This window comes from Brachybacterium sp. SW0106-09, from assembly GCF_001293905.1.
Taxonomy (GTDB): Bacteria; Actinomycetota; Actinomycetes; order Actinomycetales; family Dermabacteraceae; genus Brachybacterium; species Brachybacterium conglomeratum.
On record NZ_BCAK01000001.1, the window covers coordinates 61,578 to 82,278 of the forward strand.

Genomic DNA, 20,701 nt, shown 5'->3' on the forward strand with positions numbered 1-20,701 from the left:
TGGTGGGAGGGACCACCATCACCGGTGAGAGGGACCACGCGCCGCCACCGGGGCGGCGTCCGCGGCCGTGGGCCCGGGGCCGCCGGCCGGCCGGCTGCGGCGTGCCGCGAGCACAGAGCGGACGACGAGCGCGGCCACGTACACCGCGATCGTCAGCAGCACGATCACGCCGCCCGGCGGGAGGTCGACGTAGACCGTGATCACCAGGCCGCCGACGGCGCACAGCACCGCGATGACCATGGCGGTGCGCATCGTGCGGGCGAAGCCGACCACCAGATGCTGCGCGGCGGCCACCGGCACGATCATCAGCGCCGAGACCATCAGGGCGCCCACGATCCGCATCGACAGCGTCACCGTCAGCGCCGCCATCACGGCGATGAGGACGTTGACGGTCCGCACCGGCAGCCCCGCGGCGCGGGCGAACTCGTCGTCGGCCGTGACGGCCGCGAGCAGACCGGAGAGCCCCACCCCGATCGCGAGCACAACCACGGCGAGCACGAGCGCGATCACGGTGTCCAGCCGGGTCACGGTCGAGAGGGAGCCGAAGAGATACCCCATCAGGTTCTGCGAGGTGCCGCCGGCGAGCTGGATGATGACCACGCCGCCGGCGATGCCGCCGTAGAAGAGGATCGCCAGCGCCACGTCGCGGCTGGTGTGGCTGATCTCGCGCACGTACTCGATCAGCACGGCGCCGATCACGGAGGCGGCCAGCGCCCCCGGGATCGCGAGCAGGTCCGCGGGGGTCGCGGCGAGCCAGGCGCCGACCAGCCAGCCGACGGCCACGCCCGTCAGCGCGACGTGCCCGAGGCCGTCGCCGAGCAGGGAGAGCCGCTTCTGCACCAGATAGGTGCCGACCACCGGGGCGGTGAGCCCGATGAGCACCGCGATGATCAGCGGGTAGCGCAGCAGGTCGGAGGTGAGGATGTCCAGCATCGAGATCATGCGGGGTGGATCTCCTGTCCCAGGCATTCGTCGAGCGGGGCGGCGTCCTCGGGGTGTCCGTGCCCGGGGTCCAGGTGCGGGCGCTCGCTCACGGGGCCGTCATGGACCATGCGGCCGTGGTCCAGGACCACGGCGCGGCTGATGTCGCCGGTCAGCGGACCGGTCTCGTGCAGGACCACGAGCAGGGTGGTGCCGCGGGCGGAGAGCTCCCGGAAGAGCTCGGCGATCAGCTGCTGGGTGGGGACGTCCACCCCGGAGAACGGCTCGTCGAGCACGAGCAGCTCGGGATCGCGCACCAGGGCCCGGGCGATCATCACGCGTCGGCGCTGCCCGCTGGACATGCGGGTGATCGGCCGGCCGGCGAGGTCCGCCATCCCGACCGCCTCGAGCGCGGCGTCGACCCGGGGGTCGCGGGCGCTCGGCCACCAGCGGCGGGCGCTGAGCAGGCCGCTGGCGACGGTCTCCCGCGCGGTCGCGGGGATGGATCCGGTGTCGGCCGACTCCTGGGGGACGTAGCCGAGGCCGTCGTGGGCGCGGCCCTGGGAGACCGGGCGGCCCAGCAGGTGCGCCGTGCCGCTCTCGAGCGGCAGCACCCCGACCGCGGCGCGCAGCAGGGTCGACTTGCCCGAGCCGTTCGCGCCGAGCAGCGCGACGAGCTCGCCGCGCTCGATGCTCAGGTCGATGTCGTGCAGGACCCGCTGGCCGGCGCGGGAGACGCTCGCGCCGACGAGCTCGACGACCGGTCCGTCCCCGGCTCCGTCCCCGGCGCTCACGCCCAGCTCTCCGCGAGGGCGGTGCAGTTGCTTCTCATGACGGCAGGGTAGTCCGCCTCCGGGGACTGCTGGGTCTCGAGGTTGTCCAGCTCGGCGCTGTCGATGCCGAGGTTGTCGGCGAGGGTCTGGGCGACCTTCGGCGAGGCGGTCGCCTCGAAGAAGATCGTGGTGACCTCCTCGTCGCGGACCACGGTCTCGAGGGCGAGCAGCCGCTGCGGGGACGGCTCGGTCTCCGGGTCGATCCCGGAGATCCCCACCTGGTGCAGGTCGTAGCGGTCGGCGAGATAGGTGTAGGCGGCGTGGCTGGTGATGAAGGTGCGTCGCTCGTCGGTCACCTCCTCGAAGGCGGAGGTCAGATCGGCGTCGAGCTGCTCGAGCTCCTCGCGCACCGTGGCCGCGGCGGAGGTGAACTCCTCGGCGTGCTCGGGGGAGAGCTCGCCCAGGCGCGCGGCGATCGCGTCGCCCAGATCCGCCATCCGCAGCGGGTCGTGCCAGAAGTGGGGGTCGTTCGGGCCGTGGTCGTGGCCCTCGTGGGAGTCGCCCTCCTCGGCGTGCTCGGCGTGCTCCTCCTCGCTCTCCCCGGCGTGCCCCTCCTCTGCGCTGCCGGCATCGGCGGGCAGGAGCGTGATCACGGAGGAGACGTCGAGCGCGTTGTCGCCGTCCTGGGAGGCGATGGCGTCGTCGAGCGCGGTCTGGAAGCCGGGGATCTGCAGCACCAGGTCGGCCTCTTCGACGAGCATGGTCTGCTTCACGGACAGCTCGAGGCCGTGGGCGTCGGCCCCCGATGTGGTGAGGTCCGTGAGGGCGACGTGCTCGCCGCCGATCCGTGTGACCAGGAAGCTCAGCGCGTAGGCCGAGGTGACGACCGACAGGCCGTCTCCGTCGGCGGCCGTGCCCTCCCCGCAGGCGGCCAGGAGCGCCGCACCGGCGCCGAGGCCGAGGGCGGAAAGGAGGGTGCGGCGGCGAAGGGGAGAGGCATGCGACATGACAATCATTCTCACCAATGGGTGTGCCGGGGTGCAAGTCGAGAGGCCGTGCGGAGCCGGTGCGCGTGGGGACGCTCACACGTGAGCGGCGCCCTGGGCCGACGACTATGCTGGGAGCGATCCGATCGCACCGTCACCAGGAGTCTCCCCGTGGCCAAGGCCCCCGCCAGCACGCTGGACAACGTCATCGCTCTTGCCAAGAAGCGCGGCTTCGTGTTCCAGGCCGGTGAGATCTACGGAGGCTCCCGCTCCGCCTGGGACTACGGCCCCCTGGGCGTGGAGCTCAAGGAGAACATCAAGCGCCAGTGGTGGCGGACCTTCGTCCAGTCCCGCGGGGACATGGTGGGCCTGGACTCCTCGATCATCCTCCCCAAGCGGGTGTGGGAGGCCTCCGGTCACGTGGCGACCTTCGTCGACCCGCTGGTGGAGTGCCGCAGCTGCCACAACCGCTTCCGCGAGGACCACCTGATCGAGGCCTTCGAGGCCAAGAAGGGCCGCGCCCCCGAGGGCGGCATGGCGGAGATCGCCTGCCCCAACTGCGGCACGCGCGGCGAGTTCACCGAGCCGCAGCAGTTCTCCGGCCTGGTGAAGACCTACCTCGGCCCCGTCTCCACCGAGGCGGGCCTGCACTTCCTGCGCCCCGAGACCGCGCAGGGCATCTTCGTCAACTTCCTCAACGTCGTCACCGCCACCCGGCAGAAGCCGCCCTTCGGCATCGGCCAGATCGGCAAGGCGTTCCGCAACGAGATCACCCCCGGCAACTTCATCTTCCGCACCCGCGAGTTCGAGCAGATGGAGATCGAGTACTTCACCCCGCCGGCCGAGGCCGACGAGCACTTCTCGGCCTGGGTGGAGGCGTGCTGGAACTGGTTCGTGGACCTCGGCATCAAGGAGGAGAACCTCCGCCGCTTCGACGTGCCCGAGGACGAGCGCGCCCACTACTCGGCCGGCACGATCGACTTCGAGTACCGCTTCGGCTTCCAGGGCAGCGAGTGGGGCGAGCTGATGGGCGTCGCCAACCGCACCGACTTCGACCTCAGCAGCCACACCGAGGCCTCCGGCACGAAGATGCAGTACTTCGACCAGGCCGCGAACGAGCGCTACACGCCCTACGTCATCGAGCCGAGCTTCGGCCTGACTCGCTCGATGATGGCCTTCCTCGTCGACGCCTATCGCGAGGACGAGGCCCCCAACGCCAAGGGCGGGGTCGACAAGCGCACCGTGCTGGGACTGGACCCGCGCCTCGCCCCGGTCAAGGCCGCGGTGCTGCCGCTGTCCAAGAGCGAGGACCTGGTGCCGCGCGCAGAGAAGCTCGCCGAGACGCTGCGCAGGCACTGGAACGTCGAGATGGACGTGACCCAGGCGATCGGCCGCCGCTACCGCCGCCAGGACGAGATCGGCACCCCGTTCTGCATCACCGTCGACTTCGAGACCGCCGAGGACCAGGCCGTCACGATCCGCGAGCGCGACACCATGACCCAGGAGCGCGTGGCGCTCGACCAGGTCGAGTCCTACCTCGCCGCGCGCCTGATCGGCGCCTGAGCCGCACAGCACGGCCGACGGGGCCGACGGGGATCTCCCCGTCGGCCCCGTCCTCGTCCCGGCGAGCCGGCGGGTGTCCGGGACCGCGGGTGTCCATGACCGCGGGTGTCCGGGGCCGCGCGGGTCCGAGGCCGCGGAGCGTCGCCGACGGGCGCGTGGCGACATGAGATGGCTGTATCGCCATCTCGTGCCGCCTCGCGCCCGTCCGTGACACGTCGCGCCGCGGGGATGGCAGAGTGCTCCGCATGAGCAGCACCTCCGGCCTCGAGCTGTCCGCCGCCTACCACCGGGAGGTGGTGGCGCCGCTGCTGGAGCGCCGGCTGTCCGGTCTCCCGTACGCCGCGGCGCGGCTGGGCTCGGGATCGGACGTGCTCGGGTTCGACGACGTGCAGTCGAGGGACCACGACTGGGGGCTGCGGCTCACTCTTCTCGTCGAGGGCGGTGCCGCGGGGGAGGTCGACGCGCTCCTCGAGCGGGAGCTGCCGACGCAGTGGCGCGGCCATCCCGTGCGCTTCGCGACGACCTGGGAGCCGGTGGTACGCCAGCGCGTCGAGGTCGCCTCGGCCGCGGACTTCGCCGCCTCACGGGTGGGGATCGCCCCGCAGCGCCTCGACGGCGCCGCGCCGCTCGACCTGGTGGACTGGCTGCAGCTGACCGGGCAGGCGGCGCTCGAGGTGACCGCCGGTCCCGTGTTCCACGACGGCACCGGGGCGATCACCGCGATCCGGGAGCGGCTGCGCACGTACCCGGAGGACGTGCGCAGGTACGCGATCGGCGCGGACTGGACCCGCATCGGCCAGGAGCTCGCCGACGTGGGCCGGGCCGGGCTGCGCGGCGACGAGGACGGCTCCGCCGTGATCGCCGCGCGACACGTGCGCACCCTGCTCCATCTCGCCCACCTGCTGCACCGGCGCTGGGTGCCCTCTGGGAAGTGGCTCGCCCGCTCGGCGGCCGCGCTGCCGGACGGCGATGCCCTGCGCCGCTCCGTGCTCGCGGTGCTGCGGGCACAGGACTGGCGCACCCGGCAGGGCGCCCTCGCCGCGCTGGTCGAGCAGATCGCCGCGCTGCAGGGACAGGTCGGCCTGCCCACCCTGGACCCCGCGACCGAGCCCTTCTTCGACCGCCCCCATGTGGGGCTGCGCGGGCTCCCGGAGCTGCTGGTCGAGGAGATCACCGACCCTGCGGTGCGCGCGCTGCGCCCCGGCATCGGCACCGCCGAGCAGATCAGCGACCACGTGAGCGTGCTCGTCGACCCCGTGCTGCGCAGGCGGCTGGTCGGCGGGTGAGCACCCGCTGCCCCGCTCCGCCCGCACCCTCCTCCGCGGGGCACCCCGGCTTCTCCGTCCTGCGCTGAACAGTCCTGCGCTGATCAGTCGCGGGCTGATCAGCACGCGGCGGAGAACGACCCGGACGGGACCGCGGCGGCGCAGGCTGGGGCCATGACCGCGCACACCGCCCCACCGCCCCGACTCGACACCTCCGACCCCACCGCCCCGCAGCCCCTCGCCGCCCTCACCGCGACCCGGCTGCTGCATCAGCGCGTGCTGCTGCTGGACCGAGAGCTCGAGCAGGACAACGGATCGTCGCTGGCCGCCCAGCTGCTCCTGCTCGCGGCCGAGGACCCCGCCGCCGACATCACCCTGCTGATCAACTCGCCCGGCGGGCTGGTCCCGGCGATGCTCGCGATCGGCGATCTGATGGACCTGGTCCCCTGCGACGTGCGCACGGTCGCGCTCGGCATGGCCTACAGCGCCGGGCAGTACCTCCTCACCCAGGGCACACCCGGCAAGAGGTACGTGCTCCCGCACGGCCAGGTGCTCATGCACCAGGGCTCGGCCGGGTTCGGCGGCAGCGCCGCCGACATCGAGCTGCAGGCCGAGGACCTGCGCCGCAACCGCGACCTGCTGATCCGCCTCACCGCGGAGCGGACCGGGCAGAGCGAGGAGCGGATCGCCCGTGACTCCGAGCGCGACCGCATCTGGGACGCCGAGGGCGCCGTGGACTACGGCTTCGCCGACCACGTCGCCGCGGACCTCGCCGAGATCCTCCCGCTCGGTCCGTCCGGAGCCCGCGGCCGCGCCGCGGGGATCGGGGGCGCACGATGAGCAGCTACACCATCCCCTCCGTCATCGAGCGCACCCACACCGGCGCCGAGCGCAGCGCCGACGTGTTCTCCCGCCTGCTCAGCGATCGGATCGTCTACGTCGGCACCCCGATCGACGACGGCGTCGCGAACACCGTCATCGCCCAGATCCTGCACCTGGAGAACGAGTCTGCCGACGCACCGATCCACCTCTACCTCAACTCCTCCGGCGGGGACGTGCAGGCGGTGCTCGCCATCTACGACACGCTCGCCTTCGTGCGCAGCCGGGTGGCGGTCACCTGCATCGGCCAGGTGGTCGCGGCGCCGGTGGTGCTGCTCGCGGCGGGCACGCCCGGGCTGCGCTGGGTGCTGCCCCACACCCGCGTCGTCCTCCACCCGCTCGAGGCGCAGGGACGCGGCGCGGTGCCGGACCTGATCCTCGCGACCGAGGAGGTCCAGCGACTGCGCGGAAGCCTCGAGGCCCTGCTCGCCGAGCACTCCGGACAGGACCTGCAGCGGGTGCGGCGGGACCTCGAGCGGGAGCAGGTGCTGGATGCGGAGGCGACCGTCGCCTACGGCCTCGCCGACGAGGTGCTGCTCAGGCGGCCGCGAGCAGAGTGACCCCCGAGCCGTCGCGGGGCTCGGAGCCCGGGCCGGCGAAGGAGCGGCGATCTCTCTCGGCGGAGGAGCTTCGTCCTCCGGGGGAGGAGTGCAGCTCGAGGACCGGCGCGATGCGCCCGGTCGACGGGGCGGCGGCGAGCGCACTGTCGGCGGTGCGCAGCAGGAGCAGCGGGAGGTCGACGTCGAGCGCGCCGAGGATCGCGGCGAGCAGCTCCGAGGAGGGGTCCTTGCGGCCGCGCTCGACATCGGAGAGGTGTTGCATCGACACCCCGGCCGCGCTCGCGACCTCGGCGAGGGTGCGGTGCTGACGGTGCCTCTCGGCCCGCAGCTCCGCCCCCATCAGCTCCCGCCAGAGCGGCTCGAGGTGCGTCTCCATGCGGTGAGACTACGGTCGCCCCGCGCCGGCGGGGGAGTTCTCCGCTGTGGGCGGAAGCGCGCGGTCGGTCCTCGGTGCACGCGGGGCGTGCCGGGGCCGTTTCAGGGCAGGGCGGCCAGCAGATGCGGCAGCACGTGCTGGGCGAAGGTGCCCAGGGTGCGGGTGCTGTCCTCGAGCGGTGCGCCTGGCGGCAGCACCAGCGCGATCTCGTCGGCCTCCAGCACCACCGGGTCCGCCAGCAGCGCCTGCGCGACGGCGACCGGCTCGTCGAGCACGACCGGACCGTAGACCGCCTCGCGTCCGCCGAGCTCGGTGCGGCGGTGCTCGGCGAGCACCCCCGCCTCCGCGGAGCGCTCGCGCGGGATCAGGGTGGTGAAGCGCTCGAGCTCCGCCTCGTCGAGCACCGGGAGCATCTGCCGGCTGACCATGACCCGGCCCTGCCCGTGCCCGGCCCCGAGCGACGCCTCGCGATAGGCGCGCAGCGCCTCGAGCTGGAGCTGCGCGAAGGAGCGGCCCGAGCCGTCGTCCGGGGCCATCGTCGCCAGCTGCAGGCCGAGGCCGAGCCGGCCCGCCGTCGCCGCCCGCTCCGGGCTCGCCGCCCCGTAGGCCAGGCGCTCCCGCAGCCCGGGCGCGCGGGGCTGCAGGCGCAGCGGCGTGCCGGGGTCGACCTCCTCGATGTGCGCGTCGGCCCCCGCGACGATCTCCCCGTCCAGGAAGGAGAGCAGGTCGTGCAGGATCCGGTCCACGTGGTCGCGATGGTCTCCCTGCAGGGCCCCGAAGGCGCGGGCGTAGATCGCATCGTGCGCGGAGTAGCCCGGTGCGAGGCCGGCGCGGAGCCTCCCGCCGGTGAGCAGATGGGCGGTGGCGAGGTCCTCCGCGAGCCGGCCCGCGTTCTCGAAGCGCAGGGGGATCACCGCGGTGCCCAGCTCGATGCGCTCGGTGTGCTGGGCGAGGGCGGAGAGGAACAGCAGCGGCGAGGGCAGCGCGTCCTGCAGGTGCCGCACCCGCACGTAGCCCGCGTCGTAGCCGAGCTCCTCCGCGCTGCGGAACAGCGAGCGGCCCTCGTCCAGGGCGGAGTGGTCCACCTGGGCGACGAAGCCGATGCGGGGCGCGGGGCGGCCCGTCGCGGCACCGGTCGCGGGTGCGCCGTCGTGCGCGGGTGCGGTGCCGGTCGTCGATGCGGTGCGGGCCGGGGATCGGTCTGCTGCGGATGTGCTCATCGCACGCCTCCTTCGAGCGGGTTCCTCGGCGGCACGGTCGCCCGGCGCCGGGGAGTCGTGCCGTCGCCTGATTCTCCCCCGTGGGGAGGGCCCGGCGGGGGACCGAGGGCCCTCCGCGCCCCTGCCTCCGACGGTTCCTCCCCGGGCGGACCCGATGCACATCACCTCACGGATCCTCCCGAACGTCCGCCCAGGATGGGACAATCCAGGGACGATGACCCTTCTGACCGACACCGTGACCGCCGTGACCGCCGCTCCCGCCCCCGCCGACGCCCCGTCGGCCCCAGGACGGGAGCGCATTCGGCGACCTCTCACGATCGGGAGGCTCACCGTGGACACCCCGGTGATGCTCGCGCCCATGGCCGGGGTCACCAACATGGCCTTCCGCGTGCTGTGCCGCGAGTTCGGCGCCCTGCACAGCGAGGACGACGGCGCTCTGTTCCCCACCGAGATGGTCACCACGCGCGCGCTGATCGAGGACCACCGCGAGTCCTGGCGCCTGCTGCGCATGGCCGATCGGGAGCGGCCCCGCTCCGTCCAGCTGTACGGCGTGGACCCCGCGGTCGTCGCCCGCTCGGTGGAGATGATCCTCGAGCGCGACGGCGCCGACCACATCGACCTGAACTTCGGCTGCCCGGTCCCCAAGGTGACGCGTCGCGGCGGCGGCGGCGTGCTGCCCTGGAAGGACGAGCTGTTCACCCGCATCCTGCGCGCCGCCGTCGAGGCCGCCGGGGACGTGCCGGTGACGCTCAAGACCCGCAAGGGCGTGGACGACGGCCACCTCACCTACCGCGACGCGGGCCTGATCGCCCAGGAGGTCGGCGCCGCCGCGATCACCCTCCACGGCCGCACAGTGAAGGAGCAGTACTCCGGCACCGCGGACTGGAGCTCCATCGCGGACCTCAAGCAGACGGTCCCCGACATCCCCGTGCTCGGCAACGGCGACGTGTGGTCCGCGGAGGACGCGCTGCGGATGATGGACGAGACGGGCGCCGACGGCGTCGTCGTCGGCCGCGGCTGCCAGGGACGGCCCTGGCTGTTCGCCGACCTCGCCGCCGGGTTCTCCGGCAGCGCCGAACGGGTCCGGCCCGGCCTCCGCGACGTCGCGCGGATCCTGCGCCGACACGCCGAGCTGCTCACCGAGTTCTACGAGAGCGAGGACCGGGGCGTGAAGGACCTGCGCAAGCACGTGGCCTGGTACTTCAAGGGCTATCCCGTCGGCGGCGACATGCGGCGCCGGCTCGCGACCATGGAGTCCCTCGTGGACCTCGACGAGAAGCTCTCCGAGCTCGACCTCACTGCCCCCTACCCGGGCGCCGACGTCGAGGGGCCGCGCGGCCGCACCGGCCACCCCCGCAACGCCACCGTCCCCGCCGGCTGGATGGACACCCGCGAGCTGTCCGACGAGCACCGGGCCCGCCTCCACGAGGCCGAGCTCGACATCTCGGGCGGCTGAGCCATGACGACCACCGCCCCTCCCGGCCCCGCCGCGGCCGTCCCGCCCGTCGGCTACTCCGCCCACGACCTCGAGCGCTGGGTGCCCGAGCCGCCGAAGTCCCAGGCCCGCACGCCCTTCCAGCGGGATCGGGCCCGGGTGCTGCACTCCTCCGCGCTGCGCCGTCTCGGTGCGAAGACCCAGGTGCTCGGCGCGGGCGCGAACGACTTCGTCCGCACCCGCCTCACCCACTCCCTCGAGGTCGCGCAGGTGGGACGCGACATCGGCGCCGAGCTCGGCTGCGACCCCGACGTGGTCGACGCCGCCTGCCTCTCCCACGACCTCGGCCACCCGCCCTTCGGCCACAACGGCGAGAAGGTCCTCGACGACCTCGCGAAGGACTTCGGCGGCTTCGAGGGCAACGCCCAGACCCTGCGCCTGCTCACCCGCCTCGAGCCCAAGGTGATCGGACCCGAGCGCCCCCACGGGCTGAACCTCACCCGCGCCTGCGTCGACGCCGCGATCAAATACCCCTGGTCGCGCGGCGAGGGCCCGGACCCGGACTCCCCGAAGTTCGGCACCTACGCCGACGACCACGACGTCTACTCCTGGGCGCGCGAGGGCGCCGTGGAGGGACGGAAGTGCTTCGAGGCGCAGGTCATGGACCTCGCCGACGACATCGCCTATTCCGTCCACGACATCGAGGATGCGATCACCGGACGCACCCTCGACCTCGGCCGCCTGCGCGACCCGATGGAGCGCTCCGCCGCGCTGTACGTCGTCCAGGACTGGTACATGCCCCACGAGAGCCTCGACGCGCTGGACGCGGCGCTGACCCGCCTCGAGGCCGAGCCCTCCTGGATGCCCGCCTTCGACGGGTCGATGCGCTCGGCCGCGGCGCTGAAGGACATGGCCAGCCAGCTCATCGGCCGCTTCACCCGCTCCGCGATCACCGCCACCCGCGCCGAGCACGGGCCCGCGCCCCTGTCCCGCTACGGCGGCGACGTGATCGTGCCGGAGGGGACCCACGTCGAGATCGCGGTGCTGAAGGGCCTGGCCGCCGCGTACGTGATGTCCTCCGCCTCCCAGCAGCCCGTCTACGAGGCGCAGGAGGAGATCATCCGCGACCTCTACTCCCGGCTGTGGCACACCGGCACCCAGCACCTCAGCCCCCTGTTCGCGGAGCTGTGGCAGCAGGCCGAGGACGACGACGCCCGGCGACGCGTGATCGTCGACCAGATCGCCTCCTACACCGACGTCACCGCGAGGCGCCTGCACGAGGTGCTCTACGACCGCACCCTCACGCACGTCACCGCCGCGGACATGCCCCTGCCCGGCCTCGGATCGGAGCTCTGAGCGGGTGGCACAGGGACTGATCCGCCGCGCCGACGTGGACCTCGTGCGCGAGCGCTCCCGCCTGGACGAGGTCGTCTCCGAGCACGTCACGCTGCGCACCGCCGGGATCGGCTCGATGAAGGGGCTGTGCCCCTTCCACGACGAGAAGACGCCCTCGTTCAACATCCGCCCCCAGCTCGGCCACTGGCACTGCTTCGGCTGCGGCGAGGGCGGGGACGTGATCTCCTTCGTCCAGAAGATCAACCACCTCAGCTTCGTCGAGGCGGTCGAGATGCTCGCCGGGCGCTACGGCGTCCAGCTGCACTACGAGGAGGGCGACGGCAAGGGCGGGGACCGGCCCGACTTCGGGACCCGGCGCCGCCTCCTGGACGCCCACTCGATCGCGGAGGAGTTCTACCGCGAGCAGCTCTCCGCCCCGATCGGCGAGATCGGGCGGCGCTTCCTCACCGAGCGCGGCTTCGACCAGGCCGCCGCCGAGCACTTCGGCGTCGGCTTCGCGCCCGAGGGCTGGGACTCGCTGACCTCGGTGCTGCGCGGACGGGGCTTCACCGAGGAGGAGCTCACCGCCAGCGGGCTCGTCTCCCAGGGCCAGCGCGGCGTCTACGACCGCTTCCGCGGGCGCCTCGTGTGGCCGATCCGCGACATCACCGGCAAGACCATCGGCTTCGGGGCGCGGCGCCTGCTCGAGTCCGACCAGGGCCCCAAGTACCTCAACACCCCCGAGACCGCGATCTACCACAAGTCCTCCGTGCTCTACGGCCTCGACCTCGCCCGGAAGGAGATCGCCTCCCAGCACCGCGTGGTGGTCGTCGAGGGCTACACCGACGTGATGGCCGCACACCTGGCCGGGGTCACCACCGCCGTCGCCTCCTGCGGCACGGCCTTCGGCGCCGAGCACGTGAAGATCGTCCGCCGCGTGATGGGTGACTCGAACCCGTCGGCCGGGCTGCGGCTGAACACCGACGGGAAGGGCCTGGCCGGGGAGGTCGTCTTCACCTTCGACGGTGACGCCGCCGGGCAGAAGGCGGCGCTGCGCGCCTTCGAGGAGGACCAGCGCTTCGTCGCCCAGACCTACGTCGCGGTCGAGCCGAACGGCCTGGACCCCTGCGAGCTCAGGATCCAGCGCGGCGACGAGGCGGTGCGGGAGCTGATCGAGACCCGTCGGCCGCTGTTCGAGTTCGCGATCCGCACCGCCATCTCCCAGGTCGACCTCGACACCGTCGAGGGCCAGGTCACCGCGCTGCGGATGGCCGCGCCGGTCGTGGCGAGGATCCGGGACCGTGCGATGCGGCCCGAGTACGCGCGCCGGCTCGCCGGCTGGCTCGGGATGGAGGAGCGGACCGTGCTGCGCGCCGTGCACGACGCCGCCCGCACCGAGGGCGGCGGCGGGCACCGCGCCCACGAGGCGCCGCTCGAGCGGGCGGGGGAGCGGCCCGGCGCCCCGGCGATCGAGGACGACGGCGGCGCCCTGCCGATGCCGCGCCTGGCCGACGTGGTCAGCCCCCGCGACCCGGTGGGCCAGGTCGAGACCCAGTCGCTGGCCGTGATGCTGCAGGCCCCGCATCTGCTGGACACGGAGCGGGTGGCCGCCCTGCCGGACGACTCCTTCCACGTCCCTGCCCTGCAGGGGGTGTGGGACGTGATGCTCGCCGCGGGCACCCTCCTGGACGCCGTGGGCGGGCAGCTGCCCGCCGCGCGCTATCTGGAGCAGGTCCTCGAGATCGCCGGCGAGACGGTGCGGCCGCTCATCGTGGAGATCGCGAACCTCGACCTGCCGGCCCGCAGCGAGGAGGCGCTGGGACGGCTCGGCGTCTCGCTCCTGGACCGTCTCAGCGAGCTGTCGATCACGCGCGAGTACTCCGTGCTCAAGCAGCGTCTCCAGCGCACCGATCCCTCTGACGCGGAGCGCTACCAGCAGATCATGGCGCGTCTGACCGAGGTGCAGATCAAGCGTCGGTTGCTGCGGGCACCTTCCGACTGACGGCGCCGGTCGAGGCGGCGCGTCCGGCCCGGGGTCCGCGCTCGCGCGCCGCCTCGCGGTGCTCGCGGTCCGTCGCGTCGTCGGGGCCGGCGGTCAGCAGATCGGCGGCGGAGCGTCAGCGCGTGCCGGCCCTGCGCGCCGCGGGGAGGCGGGAGGGCTCTCGGCAGGGTGTCCGGACCGCGCGGACCTCCGCCGCCGACAGGACGCTACGATCCTGGGATGGACCAAGGTGGCGGCGCGCAGGAGTCGCGACGGGATGGGCTCGCGCATCCGGTCGCGGCCGGCGCAGCGGATGCGGCGCCCGACGCCGACGCGTCGGGCGAGTGGACGGAGAAGCTCGGGGAAGCGGCGAGGGGCGTGCATCCCGACGGCTACTGGTACCCCGAGCACGACTCCGCGATCGACCTGCTCGCGGCGCTGCGCACCTACCAGGCCGCACACGGTGACATGCGCCGTCGGACGAGCGCCGGGATGGACATGAACTTGACCGACCTGGACGCGATGCGCCATGTCATCGCGCACGAGCGGCGCGAGGAGCCGCTGACCCCTCTGGGCCTGGCGCGGCTGCTCAGAATCTCCGGCGCCTCCAGCTCGAAGCTGCTGGACCGTCTCACCGCTTCGGGGCATCTGCAGCGGGTCCCGAACCCGGATGATCGCCGCTCGAGCGTCGTCGTCGCGACTGACCAGGGACACACGCAGGTCCGGGAGCGCCTGGACGGTCTGCATGCGCGGATGCAGGAGGCGGCGGCGCAGGTGCCCGAGGAGGTACGCGGTGAGGTCGCCGCCTTCCTCCGCCGCATCGCGGGGGTGCTCGATGCCGAGAGCAGCTCCGACGCGCCGCTCCCCTCGGTCGAGCGGTCATCTCCGGCCCCAGCCCCGCGCAGACGATGACCCCGCCGGTGACGGCGAGGCCTCGGACTACCCTGTCGGGCGTGCCGTGTCACCGTGCCTCCTCCTGCACCCGGGGCACGGTGCGGCCGCGGCGTCCCGGGGGGCGCTGCCCGGCATGGCGTCCCGCCGAGCGTGGACCGTGCCGCGGCATTGCTCCACGCGCCCGTAGCTCGGCGATGTAGCGTGAGGGGAGCCGATGTGATCGGGTGGCCCACCGCCCGCTCCGGAATCGAGGAGTCGCCGTGAGGATCGAGACCCGCTACCACCTCGAGCATCCCCGGGACGAGGTGAACGCCTGGCTGGAACGGCCCGGAGCACTCACCCGGCTCACCCCGCCGGGTCTCGCCACGGCCGAGGACGCCGCCGAGGGCGGCACCGGGCAGGGCCGGCTCGTCGGCGTGCGCCTCGGCCCGGCGCTGCTCCCGCAGCCGCTGCGCCCCCGCTGGCTGCTGCGCCACGCCGGTGCGGAGCCGCCCTTCGACTTCGCCGACCAGCAGGTGCGCGGCCCCTGGCGCACCTGGCGGCACGAGCACGCGGTCGAGGAGAGCCGCTCCGGCGCCGCGGTGCACGACCGCCTCGAGGTCGAGCTGCCGCGGCGCCTCGAGCGATGGGAGCCCCGCGTCGAGCAGCTGGTGCACGGCGTGATGCACTTCCGCGCCCGCCAGCTGCGCGAGGACCTCGCCTTCCACGCGGCGCGAGCGGACCGGCGCCCGCTCACCGTGGCGATCGCCGGGTCCTCGGGGCTCATCGGCAGCCAGCTGACGGCGCTGCTCCGCACCGGCGGTCACACGGTCCGGCCGCTGGTGCGGCGCGCCGCGACGGCACCGGGCGAGATCTCCTGGGACCCGCAGGCAGGACGGCTCGACCCCGCCGACCTCGAGGGCGTGGACGTCGTGGTCAACCTCGGCGGCCGCTCGATCGCGACGCGGTGGACCGCCTCGGCACGGGCGGAGATCCGCGCCTCCCGCCTCGCGGGGACCGCGCTCCTCGCCCGCACCCTCGCCGGCATGGCCGACGGACCGAGGGCCCTGGTGCAGGCCTCCGCCATCGGGTACTACGGGCCGCGCCGGCCGGGGGAGAAGCTGGTCGAGGGCTCCGGTCCGGGGGAGGGCTTCCTCGCGGAGGTGGTGCGCGACTGGGAGGCCGCGACGACACCGGCGCGCGAGGCCGGACTGCGGGTGGCGCTGCTCCGCACGGGCCTGGTGCTCAGCGACGGCGGCGGATCGCTGCTGCCGCAGCTGCCGCTGTTCCTCGCGGGCGTGGGCGGGCGGCTCACCGCTCGGGACGCGGTCGTCTCCTGGATCTCGCTGGACGACATGGTCCGGGCCTACGCCCACGTGATCCTCTCGAGCACGGCGGAGGGGCCGCTGAACGCGGTCGCGCCGGGGACGGTCACCGCCGGGGAGTTCGCCGGCACCCTCGGGCGGGTGCTGCACCGCCCCGCCCTGCTGCCCGTCCCCGCCGCCGGACCGGCGCTCGTGCTCGGCCGCGCCGGGGCCGACGAGCTGATCCGCACCGACCAGGACGTCCCGGGCGACCGGCTGCGCAGGAGCGGCTTCGAGCCTGCTCACCCCGAGCTCGAGCACGCGCTGCGCCACCTGCTGCGCCGGATGCCGACGGAGGGGGAGGGGTAGCCCAGGCGGGGCTTGAACCCGCGACCGACGGATTATGAGTCCGCTGCTCTGACCGGCTGAGCTACTGGGCCGTGGCCCTGCGAGAGGGCCCGGACGAATCTACCACGCACGTCCGCATGACCTGGCACGACGCAACGCCCCACGCTCCGCGGGCACTCCGCCTCGGACGGGCTGTCCGGTCGCCGCGGCGCCACCCGCCTTCTCGAGATGCTCCGGAGGAATGACGACCTCTTCGATCCGGGAGCGGCGGTCCGGGCGATGACGCGTCAGCATCCACGACGGGACCCGGCGCGGGCGCGTAACCTTCGTCATAGTGGCCGGTCGTGAAGGGATTCCGGGATGCGAGCCCCGCCCCGATCCTGCTACAGTCGTCCAGGTCGATCCCGCATAGCTCAACGGCAGAGCATTCGACTGTTAATCGAAGGGTTGTTGGTTCGAATCCAACTGCGGGAGCCCCTGCGACTCAGCCCCGGCCTCGTCCGGGGCTGAGTCATTTCTTCCTCCGGTCCCCTGAAGGAGCATCCCGATGCCCTCCCTGCCCGATGACCGCTTCCCGCTCCCGGAGGACTTCGGCCCCGGCAGCGTGTGGGCGGACCGCACCGGCCACCGCACCCTCGTCGGCCGCACCCAGCGCGGCGTCGAGATCCCGATCGGCCACGGCGAGGGCGAGGCGAGCCCCGGCGAGCTGCTCAAGCTCGCCCTGATCGGCTGCGCCGGGATGAGCAGCGACGTGAACCTCGCCCGCCGCCTCGGCGAGGACTTCGAGGCGCGCCTGTGGGCCCACGGCACCTCCGACGAGGCCGAGAACCGCTACCTGTCGATCGCCGAGGAGGTGCAGCTCCCGCTCGAGGGGCTCACCGCGCAGGAGATCGCCACGGTCGTGAATGTCTTCCGCCGGGCCGTCGCCGCGGGCTGCACCGTCGAGCGCAGCGTCGTCCCCGGCGTCGAGGTCACCCACCGGGTGCTCGGCGCGGAGCCGGGGGAGGAGCAGGCGTGACCGTCCGTCCCATCAGGGTCGTCGGAGACCCCGTCCTGCGCACCCCCTGCGACCCGATCCGCACGGTCACCGACGGCACCCGCACCCTCGTGCGGGACCTGCTCGACACCGTGGACGACCCCGCCCGCGCGGGCGTGGCCGCGAACCAGATCGGCATCGGCCAGCGCGCCTTCTCCTGGCACCTCGTGGAGACCGGCGAGCTCGGCTACATCCTCAACCCCGTCATCGTCGAGCTCTCCCAGGAGCTGCAGCACGACGACGAGGGCTGCCTCTCCGTGCCCGGGCTCTTCTTCCCGCGCACCCGCTCCGCCTACGCCCGCTGCGTGGGCACGAACCTTCAGGGCGACGAGATCGAGCTGGCCGGCGAGGGGATCCTCGCCCGCCTCATCCAGCACGAGGTCGGCCACCTCGACGGGGAGCTCTACATCGACGGCCTCGAGCGCTCCGTGAAGAAGCGCGCGTTGCGCCAGATCAGGGAGACCCTCTAAGCTCGTCACGGACCAGCACGCGCTGCCATCAGCTCCGTCCACGGTTCCGATTCGTTGGGGAAGACGCATCGGACACCGGAAGGAACGAGATGACCCAGGGCGTTCTGTACATCCACTCGGCCCCGCGCGCCCTCACGCCCCACATCGAATGGGCGGCCAGCGGGGTTCTCGGCATGCCCGCACGCATCCGCTGGGAGGACCAGCCCGTCGGCCGTGGCCTGCAGCGGGCCGAGATGACCTGGCGCGGCCGTGAGGACACCGGCGCACGCCTGGTCAGCGCGCTGCGCGGCATGCACGAGGTGCGCTTCGAGGTCACCCAGGAGGCGACCGCCGCCGTCGACGGCGCCCGTTGGAGCTGCACTCCCGAGCTCGGCATCCACCACGCCGCGACCGACCACGCCGGCAACATCGTGCTCACCGAGGACCACGTGCGCGGCTGCATGGAGCGCGCCGGCTCCGACCCGCATGCTCTCCCGCGAGAGCTCGGCATCGCGCTCGGCGAGCCGTGGGACGAGGAGCTGGAGATCTACCGCCACGCCGGCGAGGGCGTGCCGATGCGCTGGCTGCACCGCGTGAGCTGAGCGCGCGGCGGCCGCGGCCGCACGATGCTCCGATGCGCGAAGGGCGCCCGTTCCCCGAGGGGAGCGGGCGCCCTTCGCGAGCGCTGCGGCAGCGGTGCCGGTCAGGCCGTGGTGACCACCAGCGCGATGTCGTGGCCGCCGAAGCCGAAGGCGTTGTTGAGCACGGCGAGATCCCCCTCGGGGAGCTGCGCCGGGGCGCCGTTCGCGATCGCCATCGGGGTCTCGGGGTCGAGGTTCTCGATGTTGATCGTCGGCGGGACGGTGCGATGGTGCGCGGCGAGGACCGAGAACACGGTCTCGAGCGCGCCGGCGCCGCCGAGCAGGTGGCCGGTCATCGACTTCGTCGAGGTGACGACGATCTGATCGGTCTCGCCGCCCAGCGCGTCCGAGACGGCCTTCAGCTCGCCGATGTCCCCCAGCGGCGTCGAGGTGCCGTGGGCGTTGAGGTGCTTGATGTCCGCAGCGGCGAGATCGGCGTCCTCGACCGCCTCGCGCACCGCGGCGGCCTGCCCCTCGGGGTTCGGGGCGGAGATGTGGTGGGCGTCGGAGGCCATGCCGCGGCCGGCGGCGTAGCCGTAGACGCGGGCGCCGCGGGCCTTCGCGTGCTCCTCGCTCTCCAGCACCAGGATCGCCGCGCCCTCGCCGAGCACGAAGCCGTCGCGGTCCACGTCGTAGGGGCGCGAGGCGTGCTCGGGATCGGCCACGCGCGTGGACAGGGCCCGGATGTTCGCGAAGGCCGCGATGGTCATCGGGTGGATGGACGCCTCGGTGCCCCCGACGACGACCACGTCGGCCCGGCCGTCGCGGATCATGCCCATGCCCAGCGCCACGGCCTCCGAGCCGGAGGCGCAGGCGGAGACGGGGGTGTGGGCGCCGGCGCGGGCACCGAGCTCCATGGAGATGTTCGCGGCGGAGGAGTTCGCCATCAGCATCGGCACGGTGAAGGGGTTGACGCGGCGGGCGCCGCGCTCGCGCACGACGTCCCACTGGTCCAGCGTCGTCCAGATGCCGCCGATGCCCGTGCCGACGACCACGCCGAGGCGGGTCGGGTCGACGTCGGGAGCGCCCGCATCGGCCCATGCCTCGCGGGTGGCGACCATCGCGTACTGGCCGGAGGGGTCGAGCTTCTTCGACTCGGGACGGCTCAGGGAGTCCAGCGCCCCGGGCACCAGACGGCAGGCGAAGTCGACGGAGAGCCCGTAGGACTCCTTCCAGTCGTTCTCGAGGGTGCGGGCCGCGGAGGTCCCGGCCAGGGCCGCCTCCCACGTCGAGGCGACATCCGCGCCCAGCGGGTTGACGGTGCCGAGGCCGGTGACGGCGACTCGGGAACGGGAAGCGGACATGCGGACCTCCGGGTCGGGGCAGACGGGGAACGGCGACGCCCGGGACGAACCCGTCCCGGGCGTCAGGCGGGACTCAGTTCTGGGCGCCCGCGATGTACTTGACGGCGTCGCCGACGGTGGCGAGGTTCTTGACCTCTTCGTCGGGGATGCGCACGTCGAACTTCTCCTCCGCGTTCACGACGATGGTCATCATCGAGATGGAGTCGATGTCGAGGTCGTCGGTGAAGGACTTCTCGAGCTTCACGTCCTCGGTGGCGACACCGGTCTCCTCGTTGACGATCTCGGCGAGGCCCTCGAGGATCTCGTTCTCGGTGTGTGCCATGGGTGCTCCTTAGGGATGTTCGGATTGTGTGGCGGGGACAGACTACCCGGGACGCTGTGCTGTTCCGGTCAGGCCGAACGATGTTACTTCCCGGTCGTGATGCGGGTGACAGTCGTCCGGGCGGGGCTCAGGGGAGGACCAGCACCTGGCCGGCGTAGGCGAGCCCGGCGCCGAAGCCGAACTGCACGAGCACGTCGCCGCTCTTCGCAGCGCCCTCCTCGAGCAGGCGGTGGGTGGCCAGCGGGATCGACGCGGCGGAGGTGTTGCCCGTCTCGGCGATGTCGCGGCCGATCACCACGTCCTCCGGCAGCTTCAGCTGCTTGGCGAGCTCGTCGATGATGCGCATGTTCGCCTGGTGGGGGACGAACACGTCCACGTCCTCGATGCCGATGCCGGAGAGCTCGAGCATCTCGCGGATCTTCTTCGCGGTGTGCCAGACGGCCCAGCGGAACACCGTGCGGCCGTCCTGCTCGAGGGTGGGCCATTCGGCCTTCCCGTCGCGGAAGTCGATCGACGAGCCGGTCATGCGGATCGTGTCCCAGTGGTCGCCGTCGCTGCCCCAGACCGTCGGGCCGATCCGCGGGGTGTCGGACGGGCCGACGACCGCGGCGCCGGCCCCGTCCCCGAGCAGGAACGAGATCGAGCGGTCGGTGGGGGAGACGAAGTCGGAGAGCTTCTCCGCACCGATCACCAGCACGTTCCGGGCGGCGCCCGAGCGGATCAGGGAGTCGGCCTGCCCGATGCCGTAGGCGAAGCCGGCGCAGGCCGCGGAGATGTCGTAGGCGATGACGTCGGACCGGCCCAGCTCGCCCGCCAGCAGCGTCGCGAGCGACGGGGTCGGGTAGGGGAAGGAGATCGTCGAGACGATGATCGCGTCGAGGGTCTCCAGCGCGATGCCGGAGCGCTCGATCGCCTCCTTCGCCGCGGTGAGGGAGAGGTCCTTGACGCCGACCTCGGCGCTCGCACGAGTGCGGGTGACGATGCCGGTGCGCTGGCGGATCCACTCGTCGGAGGAGTCGATCGGGCCGACGAGGTCGTCGTTGGGGACGACCAGGTCGCCGCGGGCGGCGCCGTAGGCGAGGACCTGCGAGCCGGGGACCGTCCGCGGGGCGGTGAGGGTGATCGCCATG

The 20,701-nt window shown here is 73.1% G+C and carries 20 protein-coding genes and 2 tRNA genes; 13 read left to right on the top strand and 9 right to left on the bottom strand.

The window, feature by feature from the left end:
• Positions 1–18: 18 nt before the first annotated feature.
• The 3 genes from Y09_RS00270 to Y09_RS00280 are packed head-to-tail and all read right to left on the bottom strand — an operon-like array spanning position 19 to position 2,701.
• A complete protein-coding gene (locus tag Y09_RS00270; RefSeq protein WP_053915682.1) occupies positions 19–942 on the bottom strand; it encodes a metal ABC transporter permease in 924 nt (307 codons plus the stop codon).
• A complete protein-coding gene (locus Y09_RS00275; protein WP_053915683.1) occupies positions 939–1,715 on the bottom strand; it encodes a metal ABC transporter ATP-binding protein in 777 nt (258 codons plus the stop codon). Before Y09_RS00275 ends, Y09_RS00270 begins: the two co-directional genes overlap by 4 nt.
• A complete protein-coding gene (locus tag Y09_RS00280) occupies positions 1,712–2,701 on the bottom strand; it encodes a metal ABC transporter substrate-binding protein (protein ID WP_053915684.1) in 990 nt (329 codons plus the stop codon). Before Y09_RS00280 ends, Y09_RS00275 begins: the two co-directional genes overlap by 4 nt.
• A gap of 150 nt (positions 2,702–2,851) precedes the next feature.
• Between Y09_RS00280 and Y09_RS00285 the strand changes: the two genes are divergently transcribed.
• From Y09_RS00285 to Y09_RS00300, 4 genes are all read left to right on the top strand, one after another.
• Entirely contained in the window at positions 2,852–4,243 is a 1,392-nt protein-coding gene (locus tag Y09_RS00285; protein WP_053915685.1) for a glycine--tRNA ligase, read from the top strand.
• A 245-nt stretch (positions 4,244–4,488) separates the two neighbouring features.
• Positions 4,489–5,529: a DUF4037 domain-containing protein gene (locus tag Y09_RS00290; protein ID WP_053915868.1), complete on the top strand. Its 1,041-nt coding sequence runs from the start codon at positions 4,489–4,491 to the stop codon at positions 5,527–5,529.
• 153 nt (positions 5,530–5,682) lie between these two features.
• Complete coding sequence (locus Y09_RS00295; RefSeq protein WP_053915686.1) at positions 5,683–6,348, top strand: ClpP family protease; 666 nt, start codon at positions 5,683–5,685, stop codon at positions 6,346–6,348.
• Positions 6,345–6,947: a ClpP family protease gene (locus tag Y09_RS00300; protein ID WP_010551670.1), complete on the top strand. Its 603-nt coding sequence runs from the start codon at positions 6,345–6,347 to the stop codon at positions 6,945–6,947. The genes Y09_RS00295 and Y09_RS00300 overlap by 4 nt, the downstream gene beginning before the upstream one ends.
• Here the strand turns inward: Y09_RS00300 and Y09_RS00305 are convergent.
• Both Y09_RS00305 and Y09_RS00310 read right to left on the bottom strand, forming a co-directional pair.
• Positions 6,925–7,323: a helix-turn-helix domain-containing protein gene (locus Y09_RS00305; protein WP_053915687.1), complete on the bottom strand. Its 399-nt coding sequence runs from the start codon at positions 7,321–7,323 to the stop codon at positions 6,925–6,927. The genes Y09_RS00300 and Y09_RS00305 overlap by 23 nt on opposite strands.
• 101 nt (positions 7,324–7,424) lie before the next feature.
• Positions 7,425–8,543: an LLM class flavin-dependent oxidoreductase gene (locus tag Y09_RS00310; RefSeq protein ID WP_053915688.1), complete on the bottom strand. Its 1,119-nt coding sequence runs from the start codon at positions 8,541–8,543 to the stop codon at positions 7,425–7,427.
• A gap of 214 nt (positions 8,544–8,757) precedes the next feature.
• On the opposite strand from Y09_RS00310, the gene dusB reads away from it, so the two are divergent.
• From dusB to Y09_RS00335, 5 genes are all read left to right on the top strand, one after another.
• Positions 8,758–9,999: a tRNA dihydrouridine synthase DusB gene (gene dusB, locus Y09_RS00315; protein ID WP_053915689.1), complete on the top strand. Its 1,242-nt coding sequence runs from the start codon at positions 8,758–8,760 to the stop codon at positions 9,997–9,999.
• Positions 10,000–10,002: 3 nt separating this feature from the next.
• On the top strand, positions 10,003–11,334 hold the full coding sequence (locus tag Y09_RS00320) for a deoxyguanosinetriphosphate triphosphohydrolase (RefSeq protein ID WP_053915690.1): 1,332 nt from the start codon (positions 10,003–10,005) through the stop codon (positions 11,332–11,334).
• A 4-nt stretch (positions 11,335–11,338) separates the two neighbouring features.
• Positions 11,339–13,315, top strand: a complete 1,977-nt coding sequence (gene dnaG, locus Y09_RS00325) for a DNA primase (RefSeq protein ID WP_053915691.1) — start codon at positions 11,339–11,341, stop codon at positions 13,313–13,315.
• Between the two features lie 219 nt (positions 13,316–13,534).
• Positions 13,535–14,206 (top strand): MarR family winged helix-turn-helix transcriptional regulator, encoded by a 672-nt coding sequence (locus Y09_RS00330; protein WP_082358554.1) that lies wholly within the window; start codon positions 13,535–13,537, stop codon positions 14,204–14,206.
• A gap of 242 nt (positions 14,207–14,448) precedes the next feature.
• Positions 14,449–15,840, top strand: a complete 1,392-nt coding sequence (locus Y09_RS00335) for a TIGR01777 family oxidoreductase (RefSeq protein WP_053915870.1) — start codon at positions 14,449–14,451, stop codon at positions 15,838–15,840.
• Here Y09_RS00335 and Y09_RS00340 read toward each other — a convergent pair.
• Positions 15,838–15,911: transfer RNA gene (locus Y09_RS00340), tRNA-Ile, on the bottom strand. The two genes, Y09_RS00335 and Y09_RS00340, sit on opposite strands and share 3 nt — an antisense overlap.
• A 310-nt stretch (positions 15,912–16,221) precedes the next feature.
• On the opposite strand from Y09_RS00340, the gene Y09_RS00345 reads away from it, so the two are divergent.
• From Y09_RS00345 to Y09_RS00360, 4 genes are all read left to right on the top strand, one after another.
• Positions 16,222–16,293, top strand: a tRNA-Asn gene (locus Y09_RS00345).
• A 73-nt stretch (positions 16,294–16,366) separates the two neighbouring features.
• Complete coding sequence (locus Y09_RS00350; protein ID WP_053915692.1) at positions 16,367–16,837, top strand: OsmC family protein; 471 nt, start codon at positions 16,367–16,369, stop codon at positions 16,835–16,837.
• Positions 16,834–17,325: a peptide deformylase gene (locus Y09_RS00355; RefSeq protein ID WP_053915693.1), complete on the top strand. Its 492-nt coding sequence runs from the start codon at positions 16,834–16,836 to the stop codon at positions 17,323–17,325. The genes Y09_RS00350 and Y09_RS00355 overlap by 4 nt, the downstream gene beginning before the upstream one ends.
• A gap of 89 nt (positions 17,326–17,414) precedes the next feature.
• Positions 17,415–17,906 carry a DUF3145 domain-containing protein gene (locus tag Y09_RS00360; RefSeq protein WP_053915694.1) on the top strand — a complete coding sequence of 164 codons (492 nt, stop codon included), beginning with the start codon at positions 17,415–17,417 and terminating at the stop codon, positions 17,904–17,906.
• Positions 17,907–18,007: 101 nt separating this feature from the next.
• Here Y09_RS00360 and Y09_RS00365 read toward each other — a convergent pair whose 3' ends face one another.
• The 3 genes from Y09_RS00365 to Y09_RS00375 form a co-directional block, all read right to left on the bottom strand.
• Entirely contained in the window at positions 18,008–19,249 is a 1,242-nt protein-coding gene (locus Y09_RS00365; protein ID WP_053915695.1) for a beta-ketoacyl synthase, read from the bottom strand.
• Positions 19,250–19,322: 73 nt separating this feature from the next.
• Positions 19,323–19,571, bottom strand: a complete 249-nt coding sequence (locus Y09_RS00370) for an acyl carrier protein (protein ID WP_010551652.1) — start codon at positions 19,569–19,571, stop codon at positions 19,323–19,325.
• A gap of 127 nt (positions 19,572–19,698) precedes the next feature.
• Entirely contained in the window at positions 19,699–20,700 is a 1,002-nt protein-coding gene (locus Y09_RS00375; RefSeq protein WP_053915696.1) for a beta-ketoacyl-ACP synthase III, read from the bottom strand.
• Between the last annotated feature and the right edge of the window lies 1 nt (position 20,701).

What these genes read in the sequence shown, in the direction of transcription:
- Y09_RS00270 (WP_053915682.1), bottom strand. Translation starts at nt 942, where the DNA reads ATGATCTCGATGCTGGACATCCTCACCTCCGACCTGCTGCGCTACCCG.
- Y09_RS00295 (WP_053915686.1), top strand. Translation starts at nt 5,683, where the DNA reads ATGACCGCGCACACCGCCCCACCGCCCCGACTCGACACCTCCGACCCC.
- Y09_RS00300 (WP_010551670.1), top strand. Translation starts at nt 6,345, where the DNA reads ATGAGCAGCTACACCATCCCCTCCGTCATCGAGCGCACCCACACCGGC.
- Y09_RS00330 (WP_082358554.1), top strand. Translation starts at nt 13,535, where the DNA reads ATGGACCAAGGTGGCGGCGCGCAGGAGTCGCGACGGGATGGGCTCGCG.
- Y09_RS00370 (WP_010551652.1), bottom strand. Translation starts at nt 19,571, where the DNA reads ATGGCACACACCGAGAACGAGATCCTCGAGGGCCTCGCCGAGATCGTC.
- Y09_RS00280 (WP_053915684.1), bottom strand. Translation starts at nt 2,701, where the DNA reads ATGTCGCATGCCTCTCCCCTTCGCCGCCGCACCCTCCTTTCCGCCCTC.
- Y09_RS00375 (WP_053915696.1), bottom strand. Translation starts at nt 20,700, where the DNA reads ATGGCGATCACCCTCACCGCCCCGCGGACGGTCCCCGGCTCGCAGGTC.
- Y09_RS00350 (WP_053915692.1), top strand. Translation starts at nt 16,367, where the DNA reads ATGCCCTCCCTGCCCGATGACCGCTTCCCGCTCCCGGAGGACTTCGGC.
- dusB (WP_053915689.1), top strand. Translation starts at nt 8,758, where the DNA reads ATGACCCTTCTGACCGACACCGTGACCGCCGTGACCGCCGCTCCCGCC.
- Y09_RS00305 (WP_053915687.1), bottom strand. Translation starts at nt 7,323, where the DNA reads ATGGAGACGCACCTCGAGCCGCTCTGGCGGGAGCTGATGGGGGCGGAG.
- Y09_RS00360 (WP_053915694.1), top strand. Translation starts at nt 17,415, where the DNA reads ATGACCCAGGGCGTTCTGTACATCCACTCGGCCCCGCGCGCCCTCACG.
- Y09_RS00290 (WP_053915868.1), top strand. Translation starts at nt 4,489, where the DNA reads ATGAGCAGCACCTCCGGCCTCGAGCTGTCCGCCGCCTACCACCGGGAG.
- Y09_RS00310 (WP_053915688.1), bottom strand. Translation starts at nt 8,543, where the DNA reads ATGAGCACATCCGCAGCAGACCGATCCCCGGCCCGCACCGCATCGACG.
- Y09_RS00320 (WP_053915690.1), top strand. Translation starts at nt 10,003, where the DNA reads ATGACGACCACCGCCCCTCCCGGCCCCGCCGCGGCCGTCCCGCCCGTC.
- Y09_RS00365 (WP_053915695.1), bottom strand. Translation starts at nt 19,249, where the DNA reads ATGTCCGCTTCCCGTTCCCGAGTCGCCGTCACCGGCCTCGGCACCGTC.